Raw genomic sequence first — 22346 nt, 5'->3', positions numbered from 1 at the left:
TTGCGCGGTGAGGGCTGGGGCATTGCGACCAATCTTTACATCGACGCTAACACAGTTCCATAACGTCTCTTACAAGCCATGCCTTTCAGGTTTGGGGCCATGCTTGCGAAGTCTTTGCTATGCGCACCACCGAAGCCTACCGTCTTGGAAAAAGGGGTACTTGATAGACCATACTGCTCAAGTCGTTAGAGAAGTTACAACCGTGCAATCTGTCCTCAGGAGGGAAACTCAATGGCTGCCTATACGCACAACACAGTTCCGACCGAATTCATCGAGGCGGGCGGCATCCGCTTCGCCTACCGTCGCTTCGGCGCCAAGAGCGGTGTCCCGCTGGTCTTCTTCCAGCACTTCATGGGCAACCTCGATGATCACGACCCGGCGCTGACCGATGCGTTCGCTGCCGACCGGGAGGTCATCCTGTTCAACAACACCGGCGTCGCCTCCTCTAGCGGTACCACGCCTGTCACGATTCGGCAGGTCGCACTCGACGCCGAGGCATTCATCGACGCCCTTGGCTTCGAGACGGTCGACCTGCTGGCCCACTCAATGGGCGGCCTGATCGCTCAACAGGTGGCTTTCGACCGGCCCAAGCTCGTGTGTCGGCTCGTTCTGGTCGGCACCGGACCTCGCGGCGGTGTGGGCATCGGCGAGATGCCACCGGAAACGGAGGCCCTCTTCTTCAAGCAGTACGAACACCAGGAAGATATGTGGCTGCCGATCCTGTTCACTTCGTCCGAGGCCAGTCAGGCCGCCGGGCGTGCCTACCTGACACGCATGATGGCCCGCAAGGACCGCGACGCCCAAGTATCGATGGAGACGGTCCAGGCTCAGGCCGCCGCTATCGGCGCCTACGGTGCGGAGAAGGACGAGACTTACGCCCATCTGAAGGGCCTGCACCAGCCGACCCTGGTCGTCAACGGCAACAACGACATCATCATCCCCACCATCAACTCCTACCTGCTACAGCAGCACGCCCCCAACGTGCAGCTTATCCTCTATCCAGACGCCAACCATGGCGCCCATCACCAGTACCCTGAGCTATTTGTCCAGCACACCAAGCTCTTCCTCGATGCCAAGTAGTTCCGGGTCGTACGGCAGAATGCAACCTTCTTCGACCATAAGCCTGTCTCGGCGTTGAACAAGGTAAAAACAGACCCTACCGCACATTGTTCGGATGCGCGGAGGTGATGCCCATGAAAATCACCTCCGCGTCGGTGCTGCTGGAACCGCTGTTCGATCTGACTCTCACCAACGCCACCCGTCAGGTCGGCTCCTAACGGACCCGTGCGCTGTCAACCGGCCAAATTCTTCGGGTGTGGTCGGCTTCGCCGTGTTCGCGCCTGCTGGGAAGCCAGGTCTAAACCAGCACACGTAACCGTTGTTCGGCAATTGTCACTCTAGATTCATCGCCCGGACGGCATCGGGTGTGGCTGCATGCCGAAGATGTTTTGCAAAGTGAAGCTCGTCACCTAGTGGGCGTCTTCGCGCGACAGCCACATGAGATCGACTTATCGTTACCTAGTAAGTCACACGATGCTATCGACGACAGGCGTGGCCTCCTCCTAAACAATTACCTCAAATCGGTCTCTCACAGAGCGCGAGTGACGCGATTTTTAGCTGCAGCGGGCCCGATGCGGCATACGAAAAAAGCATGCGACAAAAAGTCCGAAATGTTCGGAAGGACTCTCCCCTTCAAAGCAACCAGCCAGGATGATACGTTAATCCCAACGAGAGACAATTTCCGTTGCGATCACGGATCAAACCGATAGCGAGACATCATGACAATCAATGCAATATCCGGTGGCACACGTCCAATTCGCGTCGGAATCATCGGTGCCGGAAACTGGGCACACTATGGTCATTTACGAGTTCTGACGCTCCTGCCCGAATTCGAGATAACGGCGATTCAAAGTCGCCGCCGCGAAGTTGCTGAGGCGGCAGCCACTCGGTTCAACATCTCTCATGTTCTCGAGACAGTCGAGCAAGTGGCCGGACATCCCGATGTCGACCTCGTTGTCGTGCTGACGCCTGCACCTCAACATGAAGCCGGTGTAAGCGCCGCCCTGGCCGCAGGCAAAGACGTCTACGCGGAATGGCCACTGTCCACAAGTACTGCTCTTTCGAAGAGTTTCATTGACCTCGCCGAGAAAAGCGGAAAACGCCACCTCGTCGGGCTACAGCGAAGGCTTTCGGCTACCAACCGCTACCTGAGGGACCAGATTGCCAATGGATATATCGGCAACCTGCGCTCGGTTCGAATGCATGTGAGCATGAACTACTTCCAGGCCAAGCTCCCCAAGTCGCTGGCCTGGACCGCTCCGCCTGAAAATTTCTCCAGCATGATGGCAATTTACGCCGGACATTTCCTCGACGCCCTATTCTCCATTGTCGGCCAGCCCGCAAGCTTAAGCGCGCTCACACTCAACCAATTCAGCGAGATTACGATTATTGAGACAGGAGAAAAGATTCAAACGACCAATCCGGATGAAGTTGTCGCCACAGGACAGCTCGTCAGCGGTGGTGTTTTCACCGTACATCTCGAAGGCGGCAAACGCAACGGTTCGGGCGTACAAATCGACATCACAGGCGATGAAGGAGATTTGACGATCACAAACAGCTCGGCCTTCGGCGATGTGGGCGAAGACTACGTCATCAAAGGTGCACATGGAAATCGTCTTCCGCTTGACGTGTTACAAGTGCCCGGCAATTACAATTGGCTGCCGCCATCGGAGCTACCTTCCGCTGTACTTGAACTCGCGAACCTCTACGTTGCTTATGCCCGCGACATAGCGGCTGGAACACGCATCGCTCCAACATTCGAAGATGCAGTCAGGATGCACACCATAATTGATCTGATTGAGCATTCCTCAAAGACAGGAAGCCGGGTCGACGTCCCCAAGGCACCGGCCTGATCGACAGTTGGCGACACTGGGAGGCCTCATGACCGCTCGCGTCTGATGACTCTACCTGCAAGCGCATGTGAATCGCACACCTCCGGCAACCGGCAACATCTGACGGAAGGATTTCGGCGCTCTTCGCTATCGATGCCTTGTACTGCCTCGGGCTACCGCTGCCGGTGCGGTCGTTTTCATACGATCTGTATCCTGAAAACCTCGGCCCTCAGGCCGGGGTGAAAGGCAAGTGAAGACAGCGCGGCGCGGACGTCGTGATTATTCAAAGGGAATTCGAGGTGTGCCGATACGGAGAAACAACCGTATCGGCGCATGCAGCAGACTACCCGCGTTCTCCACCTCCGCCTCCGGCTCAAAGACAGGCACGCCCGTGCGCTGCAGGAGCAGACACGGGCGGTCAACTTTCTCTGGAACTACTGCAACGAGCTGTCGATAAAGCCGCGGGAACGGGAACAGCGTCCTTCCCGCGGCAACCGCAAGCTGAGGGCGGGGAGGACGTCAAGAGATGTGGCACGCGAATAACCAATGAAAGAACAGCTGTTCACTGTGCTTCGCACGGGTCTCGCGTGCTTCTCATTTCAACGCAGTCGTACCCAGCCACCGACACGGAAGAAAGACAGTATCGAAGGACGAACAGGCACTACATTCACCAAGCCAAACCGCCAACACGCTACGGCTTCGCCCTAGTCGCTGACCGTCGTCAATGAATGTGAGACTCGACCTCGAAGATGAATTAAAGCGGGACTTCACACGATCGGCATGAAGTCCCTGGCCCAACGCAACAACCGCGTGGAGATAGGGTTGAGCGAAGAATACATTGTCATCGTTTAAATCGACAGCTTCCAACAATGAATTGTCTTTTCGTTCAATCTGAACAAATGGGACCCCAAACTTCATGTCCTCAATAGATACAGGAAGTTAGACCGCTCCCCGCCCCACCCCACTCGCATAGAAATACACTTCTCCACGCGGATCGCGTGGTGCTCCAGACACATCGCGTGTTTCACGAACTATCGCAATCGTTTTGACACGCTATGTTTACATCCGTCCTACCGACGCAAAACTAAACATCTGGAGAACTACTATATGAAGCGGTACGTACCGACCACTCTCGCTATTGCTCTTGCCGGTCTCACAGGGGCAGTCCACGCACAATCAACCGTCACGCTCTACGGCCTCATTGACGTTGGCATCGGCTATGTTCACAACGCCGATGGTAATCAGAAGCAGATCGGCATGATCAACGGAAATATGAACGGCGATCGCTGGGGCATCAAAGGCACTGAAGACCTGGGTGGCTCCCTTAAGGCATTGTTCCAGTTGGAAAACGGCTTTGACCCGGGTACAGGCAAGCTAAACCAGGGTGGTCGGGAATTCGGACGTCAGGCCTTCGTTGGGCTAACCAGCGACAAGTTCGGCACGGTCACGCTGGGTCGTCAGTACGACCCGCTCGTCGACATGGTCCAGGGCATCACCGGTGACAACTTCTTTGGTGGCATCTTCGCGACGCCAGGCGACATCGACAATTATGACAACAGTCTGCGCACGTCGAATGCAGTAAAGTATGTTTCGCCGACCTATGCAGGCTTCCAGTTCGAAGGCCTCTATGGCTTCAGCAACGCCGCCGGCACAACTGGCCAGGGTCAGACATGGAGTGGCGCCGCGACGTACAACAATGGACCTGTATCGCTCGCTGCCGGCTACTTCTACGCGAACAACCCGTCGGCGAACCGTGCAACTGGCTGGAACAGCCCGTCATCGGATTCGCTCTTCAATAGTCCGGTCAATTCGGGCTACGCAACGACGCACTCGATCGGCATCGCCCGTGCGGCGGCCCAATATGTCGTCGGACCAGCAACCGTCGGCCTGTCCTACAGCAACGCGCGCTATAGCCCGGACGCGAAATCGGGCTTCAGCGAAACTGAAAAGTACAACGTCGGCAACGCGTTCGTGACCTATCAATTCACGCCAGCGCTGCTGGCCGGCGCCGGATACACGTACATGAAGGCGAGTGGCGACACGTCCGCCACGTATCATCAGGCGTCGCTGGCGGCAGACTACGCGATCTCGAAGCGCACAGACTTGTATGCGATGGCTGCCTATCAGCACGCGACCGGCACGCAGGCCGTATATGACGCAGCGACCGGCAGCCACACGACGCAAGCCGCGCAGGCGTCTATCGGCTCCTATGGCTATGCCGGTACGAGTCATCAGGAAATCGTCATCGTGGGTATTCGCCACAAGTTCTAAGAAACACGACCTGGCCTCTAACTGATTCACATATGCCAAAACGGCGCGAGGAAGAATCCCCTCGCGCCGATACGACCACCCGCCTCTCCCGCAAGAGCAGTCACGCACGCATGCATCGCTTTCAAGTGGCTCAACATAGGTCAGCGCGTTGTATCCGTCATAACCGGCTAGGCATCGACTTCATCAATTCAGCATTTCACATCGGCGAGCTCAATGCGCCTGCCGACGACGCAGGTCCCTAGTTAGAAAAGTACAGACACATCGATCAAGCGAGGGAGCAGCCCAAGAGAAAAGAGGCAGAAAAGTCTCATGGATCTTCTCCGGGATCCCGACCGACATCAAAGCTTAAGTCCGTACGCCTATCGCATCAAATCAACTCCACGTTTAGCACGTACTGATTCGATTTTATTTGCCAGCACGTTTCGCTCGTTAAGAAATTGCCTGTTAAAGCCCGTCCGAAAGAAGATGAGCTTCAAAAAATTCCTCCGTCCCCGTCAACAATGTGCTCTTGACACGATTAATACGCTCGCCCATATTTAAACGGGAGTGTCCATGCAAGTGTCAGACCGACTTCCTGAACTGGCTCAGCATGATCAGCAGCACGCGATGGATCAGACCAATCCGTTGTCTTTCAGATATCCCCAGTGAAAACTCCACACAGGCTTGACCAGCACACCAGCTTTTGGGTCTCCGCGGCCGTAGTCGCTCATACGCTGTGGACAAGCGCCGCGCCTGCGCTTACCTATCCCCTGTACGCAGCGCAGTGGCAGCTGACGCCCACTACGACTACATCGGTTTTCGCTATCTATCCGGCTGTCGTCGTCGCTGTGCTATTGCTGTTCGGAAACATCTCTGACTACTGGGGCCGTCGAAACGCAATGTTGCTGGGCCTTGCAGCCTCGTTGTTGGGAACACTGTTATTTGCACTGGCTCCAAACATCAGTTGGATCTTCGCGGGGAGGATCTTTATGGGTATCGGCGTTGGGCTTGCGGCCGGTCCCGCGACGGCCGCAATGATCGAATTCAACCCCACCAGCGCCGCAGCTTATTCAAGCACGATGAATGCTGCGGCCCAGGCGTTGGGGTGGGGCGCGGCCACCCTGATTGGCGGGGCATTGATCCAGTACGCTCCATTCCCGACGCGTTTGAATTTCTGGCTATTGTCCGTTGTGATCGCCGCGATTTTCGCGGTCGCCTGGTTCTTGCCTGGGCATGGGGACGGAGCGCTGCGGCAGCGCTGGCATCCGGGCTCGATCGGCGTACCCAAGGGAATCGCCTTGGTTTTTGCCACGTCGGCCCTTGTGGTCGCATCGGCCTACGCACTCGGCGCAGTCACGCTGTCGCTCGGCGCGCAGATTGCAAAAGACCTCATCGGCTCGACCAACGCCTTCATCAACGGAGCTACGATTTCGCTGTTCGCCATATCGAGCGGCCTCACGACGATTGCGGCCGGAAATTTCACCATCCGCGCCAAGATAGCGTTCGGCACCCTCGCCTCAGTCGTCGGGCTATTCTTCCTCATGTTGTCTGCTTCGACCCACTCGCTGGCATTTTTCCTCGCTTCATCGGCGTCAACAGGGTTTGCCTACAGCCTACTGTTCAGGGGTGGGCTAGCCTTAATGACTGACCATACACCGGCAGAGCGTCGCGCGGGTACGCTTTCCGCGATTTACCTGGTCGCCTACTTGGTGATGGGCTCGATCGCGCTATCGCTCGGTGTGCTTGCTACGGCATGGGGTTTGAAGGTTGCGGTCGAAATCGGATGCCTGACCATAGCAACTATGAGCGTAGCAGGACTTCTGCTCACATATTCAATCAAGCGGGGTTCGCCGCAACTCGAAAGCACCAGACCAGCCACGCGGGCCGAGGCAACAGCGACTACAAAATAATCTACACAGCTCACACAAGAAATAACACACTGCGCGAAGGTCGTCGGAGCCTTGAAGCGCGAGGGCGTTCGCCATGTGGTTGTTCGTCCGCCTGACCTTGAGTGACGCACATATAGGCAAATACCGGATTAGACATCAACAATCCCCTTTAGTCGGGCGACGGAGTGAGATTGCAGCACAGTGCAGGTGCGTATCCAACAGGACGATAGCCACTTCGCGGAGTGTCCGCTTCCATCTGGCAAGCGGAGTCAGACTGATTCAGGCAGCCACTATCACCACGGCTGCACCATGCCATGTCGCGGTTGCTGTTCAATCGCGTCAACCTTGCTGGCATCGAAAGCGACGTACTCCCGGACAACATCGGTCCCCTCGAGCTGTTCGTCGAAGGTCCACGCTGCGCACTCAATGCGAGTCGACCCAAAGAGGATATCGAAGTAGACTTTGTGCCCCGCACCCATCTGGCGCGCGTCGAATTGGCGACGCTTCAGTAACGACATCTGGACGTCTTCGAATGGCACATAGTCGGCTGCAGACCCGGTGCCAATTCGCACAGTGAGTGCGCGACGCGTATCTGCGACAGGTCGCCCTCCCACCCAAACGACAACGCGCGACAAGTTGGGTTTAACTACGATGGCGAGACCAGGTTTCAACATACTCCCGCACCTTTCAACCCGGACGGACGGAGCTCCAATTTTCTGCCGGACGAATATTTCGGCGGCCAAAGCCGCGCAACGTCCGCCGCATCGTTCGTCCGGCTCGAACAGTCGAAAAAAGATTGGCTACGCGTCGGCCCCAATTCAGCAGAGACAGCCTAGCTATGCCCGAAAGCTTCATACCGCGTCCACCGAACAGCGAATGCACCTAAGCTTTCCCGCGACATATACCGGGGCAGACGGAGCAATCAGGAAGCTGTCTTTCCGCCATTCACTGCGACGATCTGGCCGGTAAGAAACGAGGCCTTGTCAGAAGCAAGAAAGAGAACGGCGTCCGCGATTTCGTCGGGACGACCTACTCGCTTAAGGGGGATTCCCGCGATCATTCCAGCCTTTCGCTCCGCGCTCCCGACAAACCGGTTTAGCAACTCCGTTTCCACTGGTCCCGGTGCAACCGCGTTCACGCGCACACCGTAGACAGCGCCCTCAAGGGCGCCTGATTTCGTCAACCCTTCAACCGCATGCTTGCTAGCCGTGTATATCGAGGCTCCCGCGGCACCGCGGCTTCCCATCGTGGACGAGATGTTCACAATGCTGCCACTCCCCTGCACCTGCATAACTCGCAGTTCATGCTTCATGGCCAAAAGCGTGCCAAGTACATTGGTGTCAAATGCTGCCGCATAGCTTTCCGGCGTCTGCTCAGTCACCGGCCCGGGAGTGCCTTCCGTCCCGGCGTTGTTGACGGCAATGTCTAGCTTGCCAAAGCGCTCTATCGTCTTGTCGATCAACGTGCGCACGTCATCCTCATGGCGAACATCGGCGCGGACAAATTCAGCCTCCGTGCCAAGAGCGCGTAACTCTCCAACCAATGCGACCCCGGCTTCTTCCCGGCGACCTGAAATGACGACATTTGCGCCTGCTTTCGCAAATGCGATGGCCGTGGCGCGGCCTATTCCCGCCAAGGCACCCGTTATCAGAACAACTTGCTTGCTCATGTCAGTTTCCTTAAAGGAGGCTGGCGCCGCAATGGCGCGAGGCTTACCAGTATGTACATGCGTATTCGTTGAGTCAATTGATACTATCTGAAAACGGCTATCCATCCATGCCTGGCTTACTTGACACCCCGGCCCAACTGTTTAATATGGCCGTACATATCATGGTCCGTCCTGTTCCAAGGTGTGCGCACGTATACGTAACCTGATCAAATCTGAGGAATCAAATGAAAAATCAAGTCGTTCTTATCACCGGAGCCCTGACAGGTATCGGCCGCGCGGCCGCGTTCGCCTTCGCGAAGAAAGGAGCACGAGTGGTTGTGTCGGGTCGTCGCGACGAGGTAGGTGAAGCGCTTGCGCGTGAACTGCAGGAACTCGGAACTGAAGCTGCGTACATCCGCGCAGATGTCCGGAACGAAGAAGAAGTAAAGAATCTGGTGGCACAGACGGTTTCGCGGTTTGGCAAGCTTGATGTTGCTGTGAACAATGCCGCGACCGAAGGGCAGGTCGGCCCGATCACTGTCCAGACTGCGGAAACTGTAGCGGCAACGTTCGACACGAACGTCGTCGGTGTGGTACTGAGCATGAAGCACGAGATACTTGCTATGGAAGCCAATAGCGGCAAGAGCAAGGGCAACATCATCAACATCTCGTCGACCTATGGTCACCGCGGCGCGGCGTTCGCTTCCATCTATGTTGCTGCCAAGCACGCCGTGGAAGGGATTACCAAGTCTGTCGCGCTTGAAGTCGCAAGCTCAGGCATTCGTGTGAACTGCGTTTCTCCGGGCCCTACGGACACCGGGATGTTGACTCGCTTCACGGGCACAGCCGAAAACAAGGCGGGCCTCGTGAAGCAAGTCCCGCTCGACCGCCTTGGCTTGTCGGAGGAAGTCGCCGACGGCATCGTGTTCATCGCCTCGGACGAAGCCAGGTTTATTACCGGCCACAGTCTCAACGTAGATGGCGGGCACACCGCGTCTTAACCGGAACTGGCGCGAACCAAGGTTTCCGGCTCAAACGGATCCCGAACGAGTAACAGGAACATCCAGCGCGTGGCGTTAGACGACGTAACGACAAACCGCCTTGTTCAACATAACAATTGCTATCGGGCCTGGTTTGACGTTCGCTGGCAAAGCAGCGATCGATGGGCTCTCTACCGACCACGCTGAAGTCTGCAATGACCAACTTGCGGCGTCCCGGCCGCATTGAAGGCACATGCGACTTCGACGTGGTCCCATATCAAGGCATAGAATGGCGTTCTCTCTGTACGATGTGTCGATTCCAGTCATGATTCGTGGTTTGGGAATCATGTCGCAATATCTTGAACAGGCTTCTGCGTTCGCCGCGGAAAATAACATCAGCCCGACCGTCCTTGTCGAGGCGCGCCTCGCTCCCGATATGCTTCCTCTCGCGGGCCAGGTGCAACGCGCGAGCGACAACGCCAAGGGCGCGATCGCACGCCTGACAGGCAGGGAAATGCCCAGCTTCCCGGACAATGAGACCACGTTCGCAGATCTGCAGGAGCGCATCAAAAAAACTGTCTCGCTTCTCGAAGCAGTCGACCCGGACGAGTTCAAAGATAGTGAAGACCGGCATGTCGAGATGCGTTTTGGCGGCGTGGACAACGTGCTGCGACGCGACACGTACGCGCTCACCTTCCTGCTACCGAGCTTCTTCTTCCACGTCACAACGATGCACAACATTCTCCGTCACAACGGTCTAAAGATTGGAAAGGAAGATTACATTGGCGCATTGACCCGCGTCGAAACTTAACTCGTCAGTCAACCTCAGAAAGTTTCTGCGCGAGACCAGAAGTCCTGCCCAACAGGAAGGCCACCGACCAGCGCGTCCCGACATTGATCCGGCAAGCTAACTGAAGACTTGTCACAGTCTGGTTACAGATCAGGTTGGCCGTCCCCGGGTGACTTACGGCGGGACGCACACAATTGGTCCGGTTGTCTGCTGCTGCCTCCGGGAGACTCGATGAAATTGATTAAGGCCGTATCCGGCCACGTAGAAACGGTAGACGCAGCCGCTGGAAATTCATCGCGCGAGGCCCAGATCTCCCAATGATCCTCGCGTGCGGACTCCTTCTCTTCGCTGCAAGTTTTACCTTAGAAACAACTCGACTTCCTCAGCGATGGATATCAACAAGATTTACAAAGCTCTAGCTAGCCCGATACGCCGCGACATCCTCGCCTGGCTCAAAGCTCCTTCAACCAACTTTGACGAGGAGTACGTCCCATTCTTGCATGGTGTCTCCGCAGGTCAGATTCATGAGCGATGCGCCCTGTCCAAATCGACCGTTTCCACACACCTTGCGATTCTTCATGACGCTGAGCTGGTGACATCGCTTCGGGTCGGGCAATGGATTTTCTTCAAGCGAAATGAGGACGTTGTCAATGCCTTCCTCAATGAAGTAACACAACACCTTTAGTTTTCGCTCCGCACCAGCACTCCCGATGGTGTGATCGGACTAAGCAGTGGATCCTGAAGAAATTACATTGCTGGCAGGAGATTCAGTGCTCCGACCGCCAAACTCCGGAATGCCGACTGCACAAGCCGGGCTTCTATTGGTCGCTCAGTAGCGCGTCGCGCAGCGGCGGTCCTTTCGGTTCCCAGCCAAGAAGAATCCGCGCATTCTTCGCGCGCACCCGGGCGTTGGTGGAAAGTGCAATGTATTCAAATTCACCTAATTCAGCGAACGCCTCGTCTGCGTTCCAAGCAAACGTCCTGCTGCCGAAACCAAGTGCATCGCTGACCACAACCGCAATTTCACGAAAGCTGGCCTCCCCGTTCTCGGCAAAGAAAAACGAGGCCGACGGGGCTCTCTCGAGAACAAGAGCGTAGAGATCTACCAGATCGCTGATGTGAACGTTTGACCAGACATTCGCCCCTTTCCCGATATAGACCCCTGCCTTCTGCTTTTTTGATTTCTCAGTTAGCGTAAAAATTTGTCCGCTACCTGACCCGATTCCTGACCCATTGCCATAAACCAGAGCCGGGCAAATAACGCTCGTTCGCATCCCCTTTCGAATGCCAGCCTCCCGGACCATCCGGTCAATTTCCACGTGCGGCGCCCGATGCGACATCTCTATGAGTCGTGAATCTTCATTAAATATCCTGTCCGAATGCCAGTCCCCACCCGCATCGTCGCAGACTATGCTGGCGCCACTTGTGTGAATCAGCGTCCGTCCCGAACCTGCGAGAGCCTCAATAAGGACATGCGCCGCGAAAAAATTCTCCGGATCGGCCGCGTTGATGGTGGCGTCGCACTCAATTGCGCCAGCTTCAAGCGCATCCACATCTCCCAGGCGCCCTATCAGGGGCTCGATGCCGTTCGCCTCAAGCAGAATGGCTTTAAACCAACTACATCGTGCCCAAGCTCTACGAGACGAGTCGCGACTGAGCCGCCCACATACCCCTCAGCCCCGGTAACAAACACTTTCATCCCTTCTCCTCAATGTGACTCGCTCAGTCCACACAATCAGGTCAGTTGGAAACCCGCCACTGCCGCAGAACTCTGCCGGGCTTGTTGCTTGAAACTGGCTATCGTCCAATACGCTGCCGAAAGGCGCTGTGCAGCCGGTCGCCATAAGATTTCCCCACGGTAACGCTCTGCATGACTTTGATTGCCACGCTGGGTTCAGCCATCACCAAGGAGAGCGCCGGGCACAGCAAACCGACTCAGATCGATCCTGCCTGAACTTTCATCATTCAACGCTCATGCCTTCGATGCGATGAGGTCGCGACAGTCCTTCAGTCACGATGCGATTGTTCAATTGAACTGAGCAGTGTTTTCAGCGAAGCCGCTGTATCGCAGCCTGAAAATACGCTACCCTTGGAGGCTCTTTTCCGAATACTGATAGTGCCTTGACTCCATGCGCATTCGGGTGCAATCAGCGTTTTAGGCGTTCCTTTTGCGATTGAAGGGCCGTACCTCCCCCCTGTCCCCTTCCTATCGTGTGGCACGGCCTCGGCCGTGCTTTTTTTTATCCAGACGGTCATCGTTTCTTTGTAGACCTCGTCAACTCTCGAACCAGGTCGTAGCACATGAGTAAACCTCTGCTTCCTTAACCCACACTCACGAAAAAGACCAATTGTTTTCCGTCGAGTGCGGACACGGTACCTTGAAAGAAGATGGACCCGTCACATCCTTGACAATCGTTCCCCGCCAATACCTGCGACAAGCCCTTCTTCATGTTAAGGGTGCCAATCGTTTGACATTCGCCGTCAGCGAAGGGGAACTTCCCTTGCCTCGCTGGAGTTGTCCGACATCCGGTACACGGCTGCTTCCAGAATTACCTCCCCTGAGTTTTGTGGTTCGGATTTCATCCACGAGGGCCGGAAAATCACGTCATGCTTTCGCACAAGCTTGCCGCTCAAAGCGCAATATCCATTCCATTCGGCACGTGTCCGACGCCATATCTGATAACCGTAAAGGCACTTTCCGGGTTCAGTCCAGTGGACAACGAGCGTGCTATTCGTAGGCCTCTCAATTATCTTGATGATGGCAGTCGGTCGACGCCGCCCTGTCGTTGAATCGAGACGGAACGACCGAACTCTCTGGCGATGCATCCCGTCGGACGGAGTCCCACCACGAAACGGTTTCGCGAGGTCAGTCTTCCCCACGGAAGCCGTGGATTGCGAGAACGAAATCAGTCCTCCGATAGTTCGAAGCCATGCGTCACCCGTTTCTTCTACCGACCACATACCAACACCGCCATTAAATAATGGGAAATTTCAAATTCAAACACGATGTGAGTGGGGTACGATTGGCAAGCCAAATATCTGCACCCGATCGATGAATGATGTTAACGTGGACATTGCGTTGCGCTAGCCACAAAAAATGCTGGCAAAGTCCAACGCTCGTGAACAGCAGCCACGTTTCTGCCGGGTCGCGAACTTCGACGCAGCCACCTATCACTGGCCACCGCGTGGCATAGTCGAGTCATGTAACTTAGCTGTCTGAACTTGCTTGATAAAGACCTAAGACACGAATTCACAAATTGTCAATTCCCAACAATCGCGCCAGCACAGTTACGCACTGGCCGTGTTTCCCCGGCAGTGCCTCAGTCCGCATTCCGGCGACGCTTGTGAAAGCGCCGTTATGGGTACCTTTGCCGGCAGTTCCTTGCAGTAGTTTCTGGGAAAGTTGATGCGCACGCCCGCTCCTGTTGCGCACGGGCGTGCCTGTCTTTGAATTGGAGATGGAATACGCAGATAGTCTGCTGCATGTGCCGATACGGGTGTTCTCCGTACAGGCACATCTTCGCTTTGTCTTGAAGAGCCACCACATCCGCCCTTCACTGCCTTCATCCGCTCCTCATCCCCGGCCTGAAGGCCGAGGTCTTCAGGCCGGGGATAAATCGCTGCTGGAGCAAAACCCATGCAGCATCATGCACTCCATGCAAGTTCCAGAATTGCGCGCAGGTCTGTCTCCGTCTGAATTGGACGGAGATTGTTGAGCGTGACCATGGGATGCTCCAGCGCCGGATGGATCATCTCCTCCACTTTTTCGCGGCTCAGCCCAAGATCATTGAGTGTCATCGGCATCTTCAATTGTTCCAGAAGGTCCCGAAGAATTTCGTGAAATGCCCGATTTGGCTGACTCAAGGCCGTGCGAACCCGGTTGTGCTGCGGATCCGCCCAGCCCTCAAGCCACTTGGCTTGTGCAAGCATCAGTACGCACGCCGCGTCGCTGTGCGCGACGCCGCCATAAGGCCCGACGATGTGAACCATCCAATGACTGAAACCGTGCGGCACCGACATCTGCCCCATTCCGGTGTACCACGTGGCGAGCTGGCAGTTTGTCAGTGCTTCACGGCTTGCGTTGCCCATCAGAGAAGGCAGATTCTCCATGTAGAGTTGAATGGCCTTTTCGGCAAGCAAGCTCGCAAACGAGTGCGGGACCGACGAACACGCGGTGTTGATCGCATGGTCGAGACCTCGAATCCCCGTTGACAAGAGCAGACGCGGCGGCGTCTGCGCAAGAATCGCGGGGTCGTAGATAATGCCGCGCGGCGAGCCGTCGGGAACAACGAAACGCGCCTTGAGATGAGTCTCGTCATCGATCGGGGTGCTGACCGGCGTCCACTCCGATGTCGCGAGCGTGGTCGGAATGGCGATCTGCCGGATCCGAGCTGGGGCGCGCGAAGTGGTCAACATCTCGGTTCCGTCTTCGGAGAGAACAAACTGCAGTTTCAGCAGACTGTCCCGGTCGTACGCCCCCTCTGAAATGCAAAGCTGCATCGCCTTGCACATATCCATCACCGAACCACCTCCGACGGACACAATGACATCCGCCCGGACGTCCCGCGCCTGACGTGCGGCTTCAAGCACGTTCGACAATGGAGAATGCTCGCCGACTTCGTCGGTCAAACCCACGAGCCGGCTGCCAAGACATTCGCGAAGCTCCTGGATGATCGTCGTCTTCGTGTTAATCGATCTGGAGCAAACCAGGAATACGCGTTCGTATCCGAACAGCGACAAGAGTTCAGGGAGTGCTTTCGTCGCAGATATGTCATGCAGCACACGTTCGTGCCCGGTAAAGCGATAGCGCGGTTCCCGAGGTGTGGCGTTTTCCATTTTGACTCCTCCAATGCTGGGATAAGGTTCGAAAGACGGCAGATTAAAATGATGTCTGCATCCCCATCCCTTGGAAACAATTGTTTGACGACCCTGCCATCTCCAAAAACGAAGATGAGACCAACGCCAGCCTATATATATGATCAAATCGACCGTTGGTCATCTCAGTTCGCGACGGCACGTTCGCGAAAGAACGCTTTGCTTTGTCACAAGCCCGGCACATTCGACGCCCGACGCGGCGTGTGTCGCGCGACCAAGTCACCAGCCGACAAAGCGAAATCAATGAAGCCGTTCAAAATGCACGTTGGCGCTACGCGGCGCGATAGTCGCGAGAACGGAATTCGCGCGATCCGTGAATGCCTCAAGGCAGAGAGCGTTTTCATCAATTCTGCTCCTCGCCAACCCATTCGCACTGCCCAGGTAAATATGCTTCAATCGGGATTCTCGCATGACGAACACGGGGGTTTTCGATGAGAATCGATCCAGTATCGCTGAAGCTTTTCCTTGCGGTTGCCGAGCTGGGCACGATCGCCGCGGCGGCTGAACGGGAGCATATTGCAGCCTCCGCGATCAGCAAACGTATCTCCGACCTCGAAGCCATTCTCGCAACCGAGCTTTTTGCCCGAAGCAACAAGGGTATCGAGCTGACGGTCGCCGGCGCTGCGCTGCAGAACCTTGCGCGCGGCGTGATCAACAACCTGGACAACGTATACGCGTCCATGCGCGACTTTTCGAGCGGGACACGGGGGTTGGTCCGCATTTTCGCCAACGTATCGACGATCGCGCAGTTCCTTCCGCATGACCTTCAGACCTTTGTCGAGAAGTATCCGCTGGTGCAACTGCAACTTGAAGAACAGATCAGCACTGTTACGTTGCGTGGTGTCGCACAGAACGCAGCCGATATAGGCTTTTATGCCGACCTTGGAAGTCAGCCTGACGGCGTGACGATCATGCCATACCGCGAGGATCATCTGGTCGTCGTCGCGCCTCAGCGACACACGCTAGGCCGTCGCGCGTCCCTAACAACCGCAGACCTTCTCGAGCACCATCTCATCGGACTTCAAACAGGTAGCTTCATAAATCTTCAGTTGATCAAGGCCAGTAGCGAGCTAGGTCTTCCTGTCAAATTCCGGATGCAGGTAAACAGTTTTGACGCGGTCTGCCTGATGGTGGAGGCCAACATGGGGTTAGGAATACTGCCAAGAAGACTGGCCCAACGCTACGCGAAAACCTTCGCCATCAAACTCGTTCCGCTACATGCTCCGTGGACCACGCGCAAACTAAACATCTGCATACGTTCATATGACAGCTTGCCGATGGCGGCCCGTCTGCTGGTCGACCATCTACAGCAGACTGGCGACACGGAAAGCATGACCACAGATCGGAAACGATCAAGCTAGGCAAATCACTGTCCATTGGGATACTTCCGGTCCGGAGCCCGCGGTTGCGGACATCATGACCATCAGCAACGCACGGGGGCGAAGTATCCCCACTCCCGTGCATCCCCTTATCGAACAGTCATTGGCCGCCGCGATGGCGACTCTCCTTTTTGGCGCACATCGGCGAGCCTCACGCCCACGAGCTTGACCTCAACGCGGCGCTAGTCGTCACCGGTCCGGTCGTTGCGGACGCTGCGATCCTTATAGCGCCCCCGGTCCAGACACGATGCGAGTCGACATGTAGTAATTGCTGTTCAGGCACTTTGTCCGAATTGTGATTAGCCGTGGAGCGAACCATCTGTGATAGGTTTGCCACGCGACTCCTTCGCGAAAAAGAATGTCACGACGAATGCGACACCTGCAACCATGACCGGATAACGCAGACCTGAAAAAATGTCGCCTGTAGCTGCAACAATTGCGAACGCAGTAGCAGGCATGAACCCACCAAAAATCGCAGACCCCAGGTGATACGGAAATGACATCGCGGTGTAGCGAATGCGTGACGGGAAAAGCTCTACTAGCATCGCAGATGAGGTCGCGAATGTCATCGTTCCGAAACTCATGGTAAGGATGAGCAGCAGAAGCAGCATCGGTATGTTCATCGCGGCAGGGTCCGCTGCTCCCTCGGAATAGCCACTTTGCGACAGTGCTGCGCGCAGTCGGCTTTCGAAAAGGCGGGATTGCTCGATCGCGTCGGGGCCAAAGGCGTTGTAACCAGGTATCCGAGCCTCGCCGATCCTCACCTCAGCCAGCGCACCGGTCAAACCAGGCATCATCCTGTAGCTGAGGCCTGCCTTTGCCAGACGCGCCTTTACAACATCGCAGCTGCTGCTGTAGCTCGCGGTACCGGTGGGATTGAATTGCACGGCGCATTGACTGGTGTCCGCCACTACAAAAATGGGTGCTAGTTGCTGGGCCCGCTCCAGTGCCGGATTTGCGTAATGGTTCACCATCTTGAAGAGCGGGAAGAAGCAAAGGACAGCCAGCAGCAATCCAGTGAGATATACGGGCTTGCGACCGATACGGTCAGACAACCACCCAAAGAAGAGGTACAGTGGGACAGTCGCCACAGTTGCACCGATGATCAGCAGATTAGCGCTCGCGTCTTCCACTTTTAGCACCTTCGTCAGAAAAAATATCGTGTAAAACTGGCCCGTATACCAGACCACCGTCTGACCGGCCACGATGCCAAAGAAAGCGATCACCACGAGCTTCAGATGTTTCCACTGACCGAACGTCTCTGCGATCGGCGCCTTCGAAAGCGTACCCTCTTCTTTCATGCGGGCGAACTCCGGCGATTCATTCAGCTTCAACCGAACCCAGACCGAGATCGCAAGGAGTACGCTTGAAACCAGAAATGGAACGCGCCAACCCCAGGCAGAGAATGCTTCCTTACCGAGCAGTATGCGCAGCGGAAGCACGACTGCGAACGACAGCAGAAGTCCCAGCGCCGCAGTCAGAATGATGTAGGATGTCCAAGCGCCGCGGGCACGAGCGGGCGCGTGCTCGGCGACGTAAATCATTGCGCCGCTAAACTCGCCGCCGAGCGCCAACCCTTGCAGTAGACGCATACAGATGAAAAGTATCGGAGCTGCGATTCCGATGGCCGCGTAACCTGGTATCAGGCCTATCCCGACGGTACACGCCCCCATCAAGACGATCGTCACAAGAAAAGTGCGCTTTCTGCCGAGCAGGTCTCCGATCCGTCCGAACACCAGCGCGCCGAACGGCCTTAGGACGAACCCAGCGGCGAAGCCGAGTAGAGTGAAGACATAAGCAGCAGTAGGATTGACTCCGGAAAAGAAAGTCTTTGCCAACTCGTTTGTTAGAAGACCAACGACCTGGAAGTCGTACAGTTCGAGCACGGATCCGAGCGAAGCGGCAATGATCACGCGCCATTCCGCCCGCGTAATGCCACTGGCAGACTCTCGCGAATCAAGATTTCCGGCCATGAGGGGTTGCATGCTGTCTCCGTGAATACGTAGGTGTCTGGATGTTATTTCGACGCGAACCGTGCCGAAAAGCTCGCAGTGACATGATTTGATAGGCGTCTTGGCCTTTGCAGAGCGCGCCTCATGGGCGTCACGTCTGTCGCACCGCACATGATCTACCGACGATCGTTTCTTGCGAATCATCGTTTTGCGAGCTTGCCATCGCGTCGCACGATGGCAAAGAGCACTTGCCTTCTTACGGAGCCACTTGAGCCCCCGCATTCGGCAATCTGCTACGTGGCGAGCGATTGGGCCTGGCCAGGAAGATCTGAATCAAGGCATCACAACGCGTGCCTTCTAATGGACCGGCTGCGTGGGGTTGAGCAGGTGGAGAATTGTTCACGTATGATTCTTCGATCGCTATGCCTAAACCGACAGAGGGACCAATGTCATATCAAAATATCGACGCTTTGATTAAGAAACAGGTCGGCAGCTTCTCCTCAATCGAACAGAATGCTCGGCTATCCGCGCAGAACCTCCTTAATGCTCTCGAGGGACGCCTGTTTCCCCAAGGGGCGCCAAGCACGACACCACGGACGTTGTTCGTCCTGGATAGCCAAGGCGATTCCTGGAATGAAGTGCCTTCCACCCAGCATCTGATGTCACTCCATGGGAGGGTTCTGATATTTGCAGTCGGCGTGCGTTTCTTCCAACAAGCGCAGGAGATAGCAAAGGTTATTCTTCCCGTGATACTCACAGCGCACGGCGGAGATGCCGACTTCAAGCTGGGAGCTTCATTTCAGATAGCCTCCGCGTCAAACGGTGGTGATTATTCGCAGGTAGCCGCCCATGCAGAAAATCTGATCGGGCAAGCCGCGGCATCCTGGAGTTACGACCGCCGAGGGATTGAAACAATCATTGCGAAATAGCGGTTTCCGCGTTGCGCAAACCGATCTATCTAGTACGTTGTGATTCCGTTACGCCAAACTACGCTTCTGCCACTCTGCGCTAGTTGCCATGCAGCCTCGACCGGTTCGCCGCTCGGGGCTCTTTTGTTGCCCCCCGCTATCTGGCAGTTACTCCTGGAGGGCCCGCCCGTCTCCCTCATAAATAGAGCACGGCTGCAGGGAAAATCCGGACGCTCGAGCCTCCGAGTAGGCGAGGAGGTCACCCCCCTCACCCCTCACAGACCCGGACGAGCCCAATTAAGGCGTCCTGTTCTTCGTCATGCAGCTTCGCTCACGGTCTGGCGTAGCTATGGACAATCCGAGGCTGCGGTAACGGGAATAGTTTGAGTATTCCCGTGAAGGCAACCCATGGCAGAGAGCGTTTGTTCGACCTTCGTGATAACCACTTGCGCCAGATGCGTGCAACCTGAAACCGCAGGGTCGCCAGGCGCACATAGTTCCTGCTGATGCCGAAGTAGGCATAGTGCCCCTTGAGCATTCGACGCAAGCGCTGGTGCTGATCACGAATCGGCAGGGTCCGCATACCGCGGCAGACCCGGTTGATCGCTTTGAGCGTACGCGCGACGCGATCTTTGGCGGTCAACTGCCGCACCATTGCCCGGCCCTTCTCCGAGGTCACCCACACGTGGGTGAATCCGAGGAAGTTGAAGGTCGTGGCCAACGACTTCTGGTAATCGTTATGACCGGATTGAGGTTGGAAGCGGAAATCGATCATCCGGGTTTTGTCCGGATGCAACTCCAGGCCGTACTTGCCCAGTCGCTTTTCCAGCACCCGCAAGACACGCTCCGCATCGTCTTTGTGCGCGAGTATCACGACAAAGTCATCCGCGAAACGCACCAGGGTGCTCGGACCACGAAGGCGCGGTTGCACCTCAGCAGCAAACCATTCATCCAGTACATAATGCAGAAACACGTTGGCAAGGCAGGGCGAAATCACCCCGCCCTGGGGTGTAGCGGAGTCAGGATAAAACAGCTGACCATCCTCCAGCACGCCCGCTTTCAACCACTTGTCGATCAACCTTCTAACTACACCATCGGTGACTCGTCTGGCCAGGAGCGCTCTGAGTTTGGCCTGGTCGATGCTGTCGAAGTATTTCCGAACATCAACGTCCAGCACCCACTGCCCACCCCGGTACATGATCCCCCTCCACACTGCCCGCAATGCCTCGTGAGCACTGCGACTAGGTCGGAAACCGAACGAACAGTCTCGAAAGTCCTGTTCGTAGATCGGCTCCAGAAGCATGACGATGGCGCGTTGCGCCACCTTGTCTTCGAAGGAGGGAATGCCGAGCCCACGACGCCCGCCGTCCGCCTTTGCAATGAAATGCCGACGGACTGGCTGCGCGTGGTACCGGCCTGACTTCAGTCGGTCGACGAGCCCGAGAAGATTCTGCGTAAGATTCACCGCATAATCCTCCCCGGACTGACCATCAACCCCGACAGCACCGTCCTTACGCGTGCAGTCGTAGGCATACCTCACCCACTCAAAGTCGATGTACTGATTTAACGAGGTGAACGCCATTTCGGGACTACTCCTCGCCAGCATGGCTATTCGTTCCTGTTTCGTTGACACGCTTTCAGGTTTCAAAGCACCTCCGTGTTTCCCACGAACGATTCTGCAACGACGGCGCCCCCCTTCCCATCGACCGGGTCCGCCCGAGCGGCGTTCCCCGGCGTCATCAGTACTACGAGGGCGCTAAGACTTCCTGTGCCGAATACGAAGTCGCTTTTGGATTCGCTTCTTCGCTCCAACCCTTCTTCTCCATGTTTGCTCCCTGCAGCGGAGAGTTCCGCAGGGTATGGCCCTGTTTATATCGCCCCGTGCCTCAGGGCCAGTTAAGGCTGGTCAAACACAGGACCTCCCAGGTTCCTGGGGAATCCATCCTCGTACCCTTGCCCTGCTCTCGGACCCCGGTCGGTCTGGCGAGCCTCACCATTACGGCTCACACAGTGCAGTCCCCAGTATTTGAAAAGTGAAGACACCAACGGTTGCTTCATATCGAGGCTCAATCACACGGCTTCAGTACCCGCTGCCTACGCTTCAAGTAGTGCGTTACCGCACTCGCATGCAAGGCTCGCTTCCGGCTGGTGGTTAGCCTTTGCCGGGAGGGAGTCGAACCCTCTGGATTCCAATGACTGGTTTCCGCCACATACGACTTCCTCCAATCCCAGGCTTCGCCTGGCGCTATCAAATCGAGAAGTTCGAGACGCGACTGGACGAATTGAAGGGCGAGCTACAGAAGCCCGCATCTCAATTCAAATGCAAGAAAGCCAAACTCGCGAAGGCGAAATCGAGCGTCGACGCTTACGATCGGGTGTAGCTCGCCCAAGCTACCCCCTTCGCGTCATATCGAGTGTGCCCCCCGTATATCCGAAACCTATCAGCCCCAAAAGACACCAAGTGTCACGAAGGTACTTTCCTTTACCCGAGGCGCGGCCTGAAGGCCTCGGCCTTCAGGCCACGCCTCGGGTAAAGCGTAGCACTGCGAGGAGTGACGGAATGGTGAGCCGACGAGCCGGCTCGATTGGAGAACGCGTCCAAGCGCTACAAGACGAAAACCTACTTGTGGCAAGTGCGCTCGAACCATGCACGCGACGCTACTGCCATCTGCCTGTTGGCGACGAGGAATGTTTACGCCGACCGAAAATTGAGCCACTTGTAGGGATCGCGCCGACTGAAAATTGAGCCGGGTAATCAACCTATCCTGCTAGTTTTTCAGGCAG

17 protein-coding genes are annotated in these 22346 nt (G+C 56.2%); 9 read left to right on the top strand and 8 right to left on the bottom strand.

Going from position 1 to position 22346, the window contains the following annotated elements; all coding sequences use genetic code 11:
• Nucleotides 1–231: 231 nt before the first annotated feature.
• The 4 genes from P3T21_RS21940 to P3T21_RS21925 all read left to right on the top strand — a co-directional run bounded on the left by P3T21_RS21940 (nucleotide 232) and on the right by P3T21_RS21925 (nucleotide 7051).
• Nucleotides 232–1080, top strand: a complete 849-nt coding sequence (locus P3T21_RS21940; protein WP_429258052.1) for an alpha/beta fold hydrolase — start codon at nucleotides 232–234, stop codon at nucleotides 1078–1080.
• A 698-nt stretch (nucleotides 1081–1778) separates the two neighbouring features.
• Entirely contained in the window at nucleotides 1779–2912 is a 1134-nt protein-coding gene (locus tag P3T21_RS21935) for a Gfo/Idh/MocA family protein (RefSeq protein WP_429258051.1), read from the top strand.
• 1086 nt (nucleotides 2913–3998) lie between these two features.
• A complete protein-coding gene (locus P3T21_RS21930) occupies nucleotides 3999–5162 on the top strand; it encodes a porin (protein WP_429258050.1) in 1164 nt (387 codons plus the stop codon).
• A gap of 644 nt (nucleotides 5163–5806) precedes the next feature.
• Nucleotides 5807–7051, top strand: a complete 1245-nt coding sequence (locus P3T21_RS21925) for an MFS transporter (RefSeq protein WP_429258049.1) — start codon at nucleotides 5807–5809, stop codon at nucleotides 7049–7051.
• A gap of 272 nt (nucleotides 7052–7323) precedes the next feature.
• Here P3T21_RS21925 and P3T21_RS21920 read toward each other — a convergent pair whose 3' ends face one another.
• Entirely contained in the window at nucleotides 7324–7704 is a 381-nt protein-coding gene (locus tag P3T21_RS21920) for a DUF427 domain-containing protein (protein ID WP_429258048.1), read from the bottom strand.
• Between the two features lie 248 nt (nucleotides 7705–7952).
• Nucleotides 7953–8699, bottom strand: coding sequence for an SDR family NAD(P)-dependent oxidoreductase (locus P3T21_RS21915; protein ID WP_429258047.1), 747 nt, complete (start codon nucleotides 8697–8699; stop codon nucleotides 7953–7955).
• Nucleotides 8700–8923: 224 nt separating this feature from the next.
• Here P3T21_RS21915 and P3T21_RS21910 point away from each other — a divergent pair, with 224 nt between their 5' ends.
• From P3T21_RS21910 to P3T21_RS21900, 3 genes are all read left to right on the top strand, one after another.
• Entirely contained in the window at nucleotides 8924–9679 is a 756-nt protein-coding gene (locus P3T21_RS21910) for an SDR family NAD(P)-dependent oxidoreductase (RefSeq protein WP_429258046.1), read from the top strand.
• A 232-nt stretch (nucleotides 9680–9911) separates the two neighbouring features.
• Nucleotides 9912–10469 (top strand): DUF1993 domain-containing protein, encoded by a 558-nt coding sequence (locus P3T21_RS21905; protein WP_429258045.1) that lies wholly within the window; start codon nucleotides 9912–9914, stop codon nucleotides 10467–10469.
• Nucleotides 10470–10836: 367 nt separating this feature from the next.
• On the top strand, nucleotides 10837–11133 hold the full coding sequence (locus P3T21_RS21900) for an ArsR/SmtB family transcription factor (protein ID WP_429258044.1): 297 nt from the start codon (nucleotides 10837–10839) through the stop codon (nucleotides 11131–11133).
• Nucleotides 11134–11266: 133 nt separating this feature from the next.
• Here the strand turns inward: P3T21_RS21900 and P3T21_RS21895 are convergent, their stop codons facing one another.
• The 4 genes from P3T21_RS21895 to P3T21_RS21880 form a co-directional block, all read right to left on the bottom strand.
• Nucleotides 11267–12001: an NAD-dependent epimerase/dehydratase family protein gene (locus tag P3T21_RS21895; RefSeq protein WP_429258043.1), complete on the bottom strand. Its 735-nt coding sequence runs from the start codon at nucleotides 11999–12001 to the stop codon at nucleotides 11267–11269.
• Between the two features lie 17 nt (nucleotides 12002–12018).
• Nucleotides 12019–12147 carry an NAD-dependent epimerase/dehydratase family protein gene (locus P3T21_RS21890; protein WP_429258042.1) on the bottom strand — a complete coding sequence of 43 codons (129 nt, stop codon included), beginning with the start codon at nucleotides 12145–12147 and terminating at the stop codon, nucleotides 12019–12021.
• Nucleotides 12148–12929: 782 nt separating this feature from the next.
• Nucleotides 12930–13274 (bottom strand): DUF3331 domain-containing protein, encoded by a 345-nt coding sequence (locus P3T21_RS21885; RefSeq protein ID WP_429258173.1) that lies wholly within the window; start codon nucleotides 13272–13274, stop codon nucleotides 12930–12932.
• A gap of 819 nt (nucleotides 13275–14093) precedes the next feature.
• Nucleotides 14094–15284 (bottom strand): iron-containing alcohol dehydrogenase, encoded by a 1191-nt coding sequence (locus P3T21_RS21880; RefSeq protein WP_429258041.1) that lies wholly within the window; start codon nucleotides 15282–15284, stop codon nucleotides 14094–14096.
• A gap of 470 nt (nucleotides 15285–15754) precedes the next feature.
• Between P3T21_RS21880 and P3T21_RS21875 the strand changes: the two genes are divergently transcribed.
• Complete coding sequence (locus P3T21_RS21875; protein ID WP_429258040.1) at nucleotides 15755–16684, top strand: LysR family transcriptional regulator; 930 nt, start codon at nucleotides 15755–15757, stop codon at nucleotides 16682–16684.
• Between the two features lie 317 nt (nucleotides 16685–17001).
• Here P3T21_RS21875 and P3T21_RS21870 read toward each other — a convergent pair whose 3' ends face one another.
• Complete coding sequence (locus tag P3T21_RS21870) at nucleotides 17002–18687, bottom strand: MFS transporter (protein ID WP_429258039.1); 1686 nt, start codon at nucleotides 18685–18687, stop codon at nucleotides 17002–17004.
• 413 nt (nucleotides 18688–19100) lie between these two features.
• Between P3T21_RS21870 and P3T21_RS21865 the strand changes: the two genes are divergently transcribed.
• Entirely contained in the window at nucleotides 19101–19583 is a 483-nt protein-coding gene (locus tag P3T21_RS21865; protein ID WP_429258038.1) for a hypothetical protein, read from the top strand.
• Between the two features lie 310 nt (nucleotides 19584–19893).
• Here the strand turns inward: P3T21_RS21865 and ltrA are convergent, their stop codons facing one another.
• Entirely contained in the window at nucleotides 19894–21210 is a 1317-nt protein-coding gene (gene ltrA / locus P3T21_RS21860; RefSeq protein WP_429258037.1) for a group II intron reverse transcriptase/maturase, read from the bottom strand.
• Nucleotides 21211–22346 lie beyond the last annotated feature (1136 nt).

Source organism: Paraburkholderia sp. GAS334 (assembly GCF_050436625.1).
Lineage (GTDB): Bacteria > Pseudomonadota > Gammaproteobacteria > Burkholderiales > Burkholderiaceae > Paraburkholderia.
The sequence above is the reverse complement of the archived record's forward strand: the minus strand, read 5'-3'. Positions and strand labels throughout refer to the sequence as shown.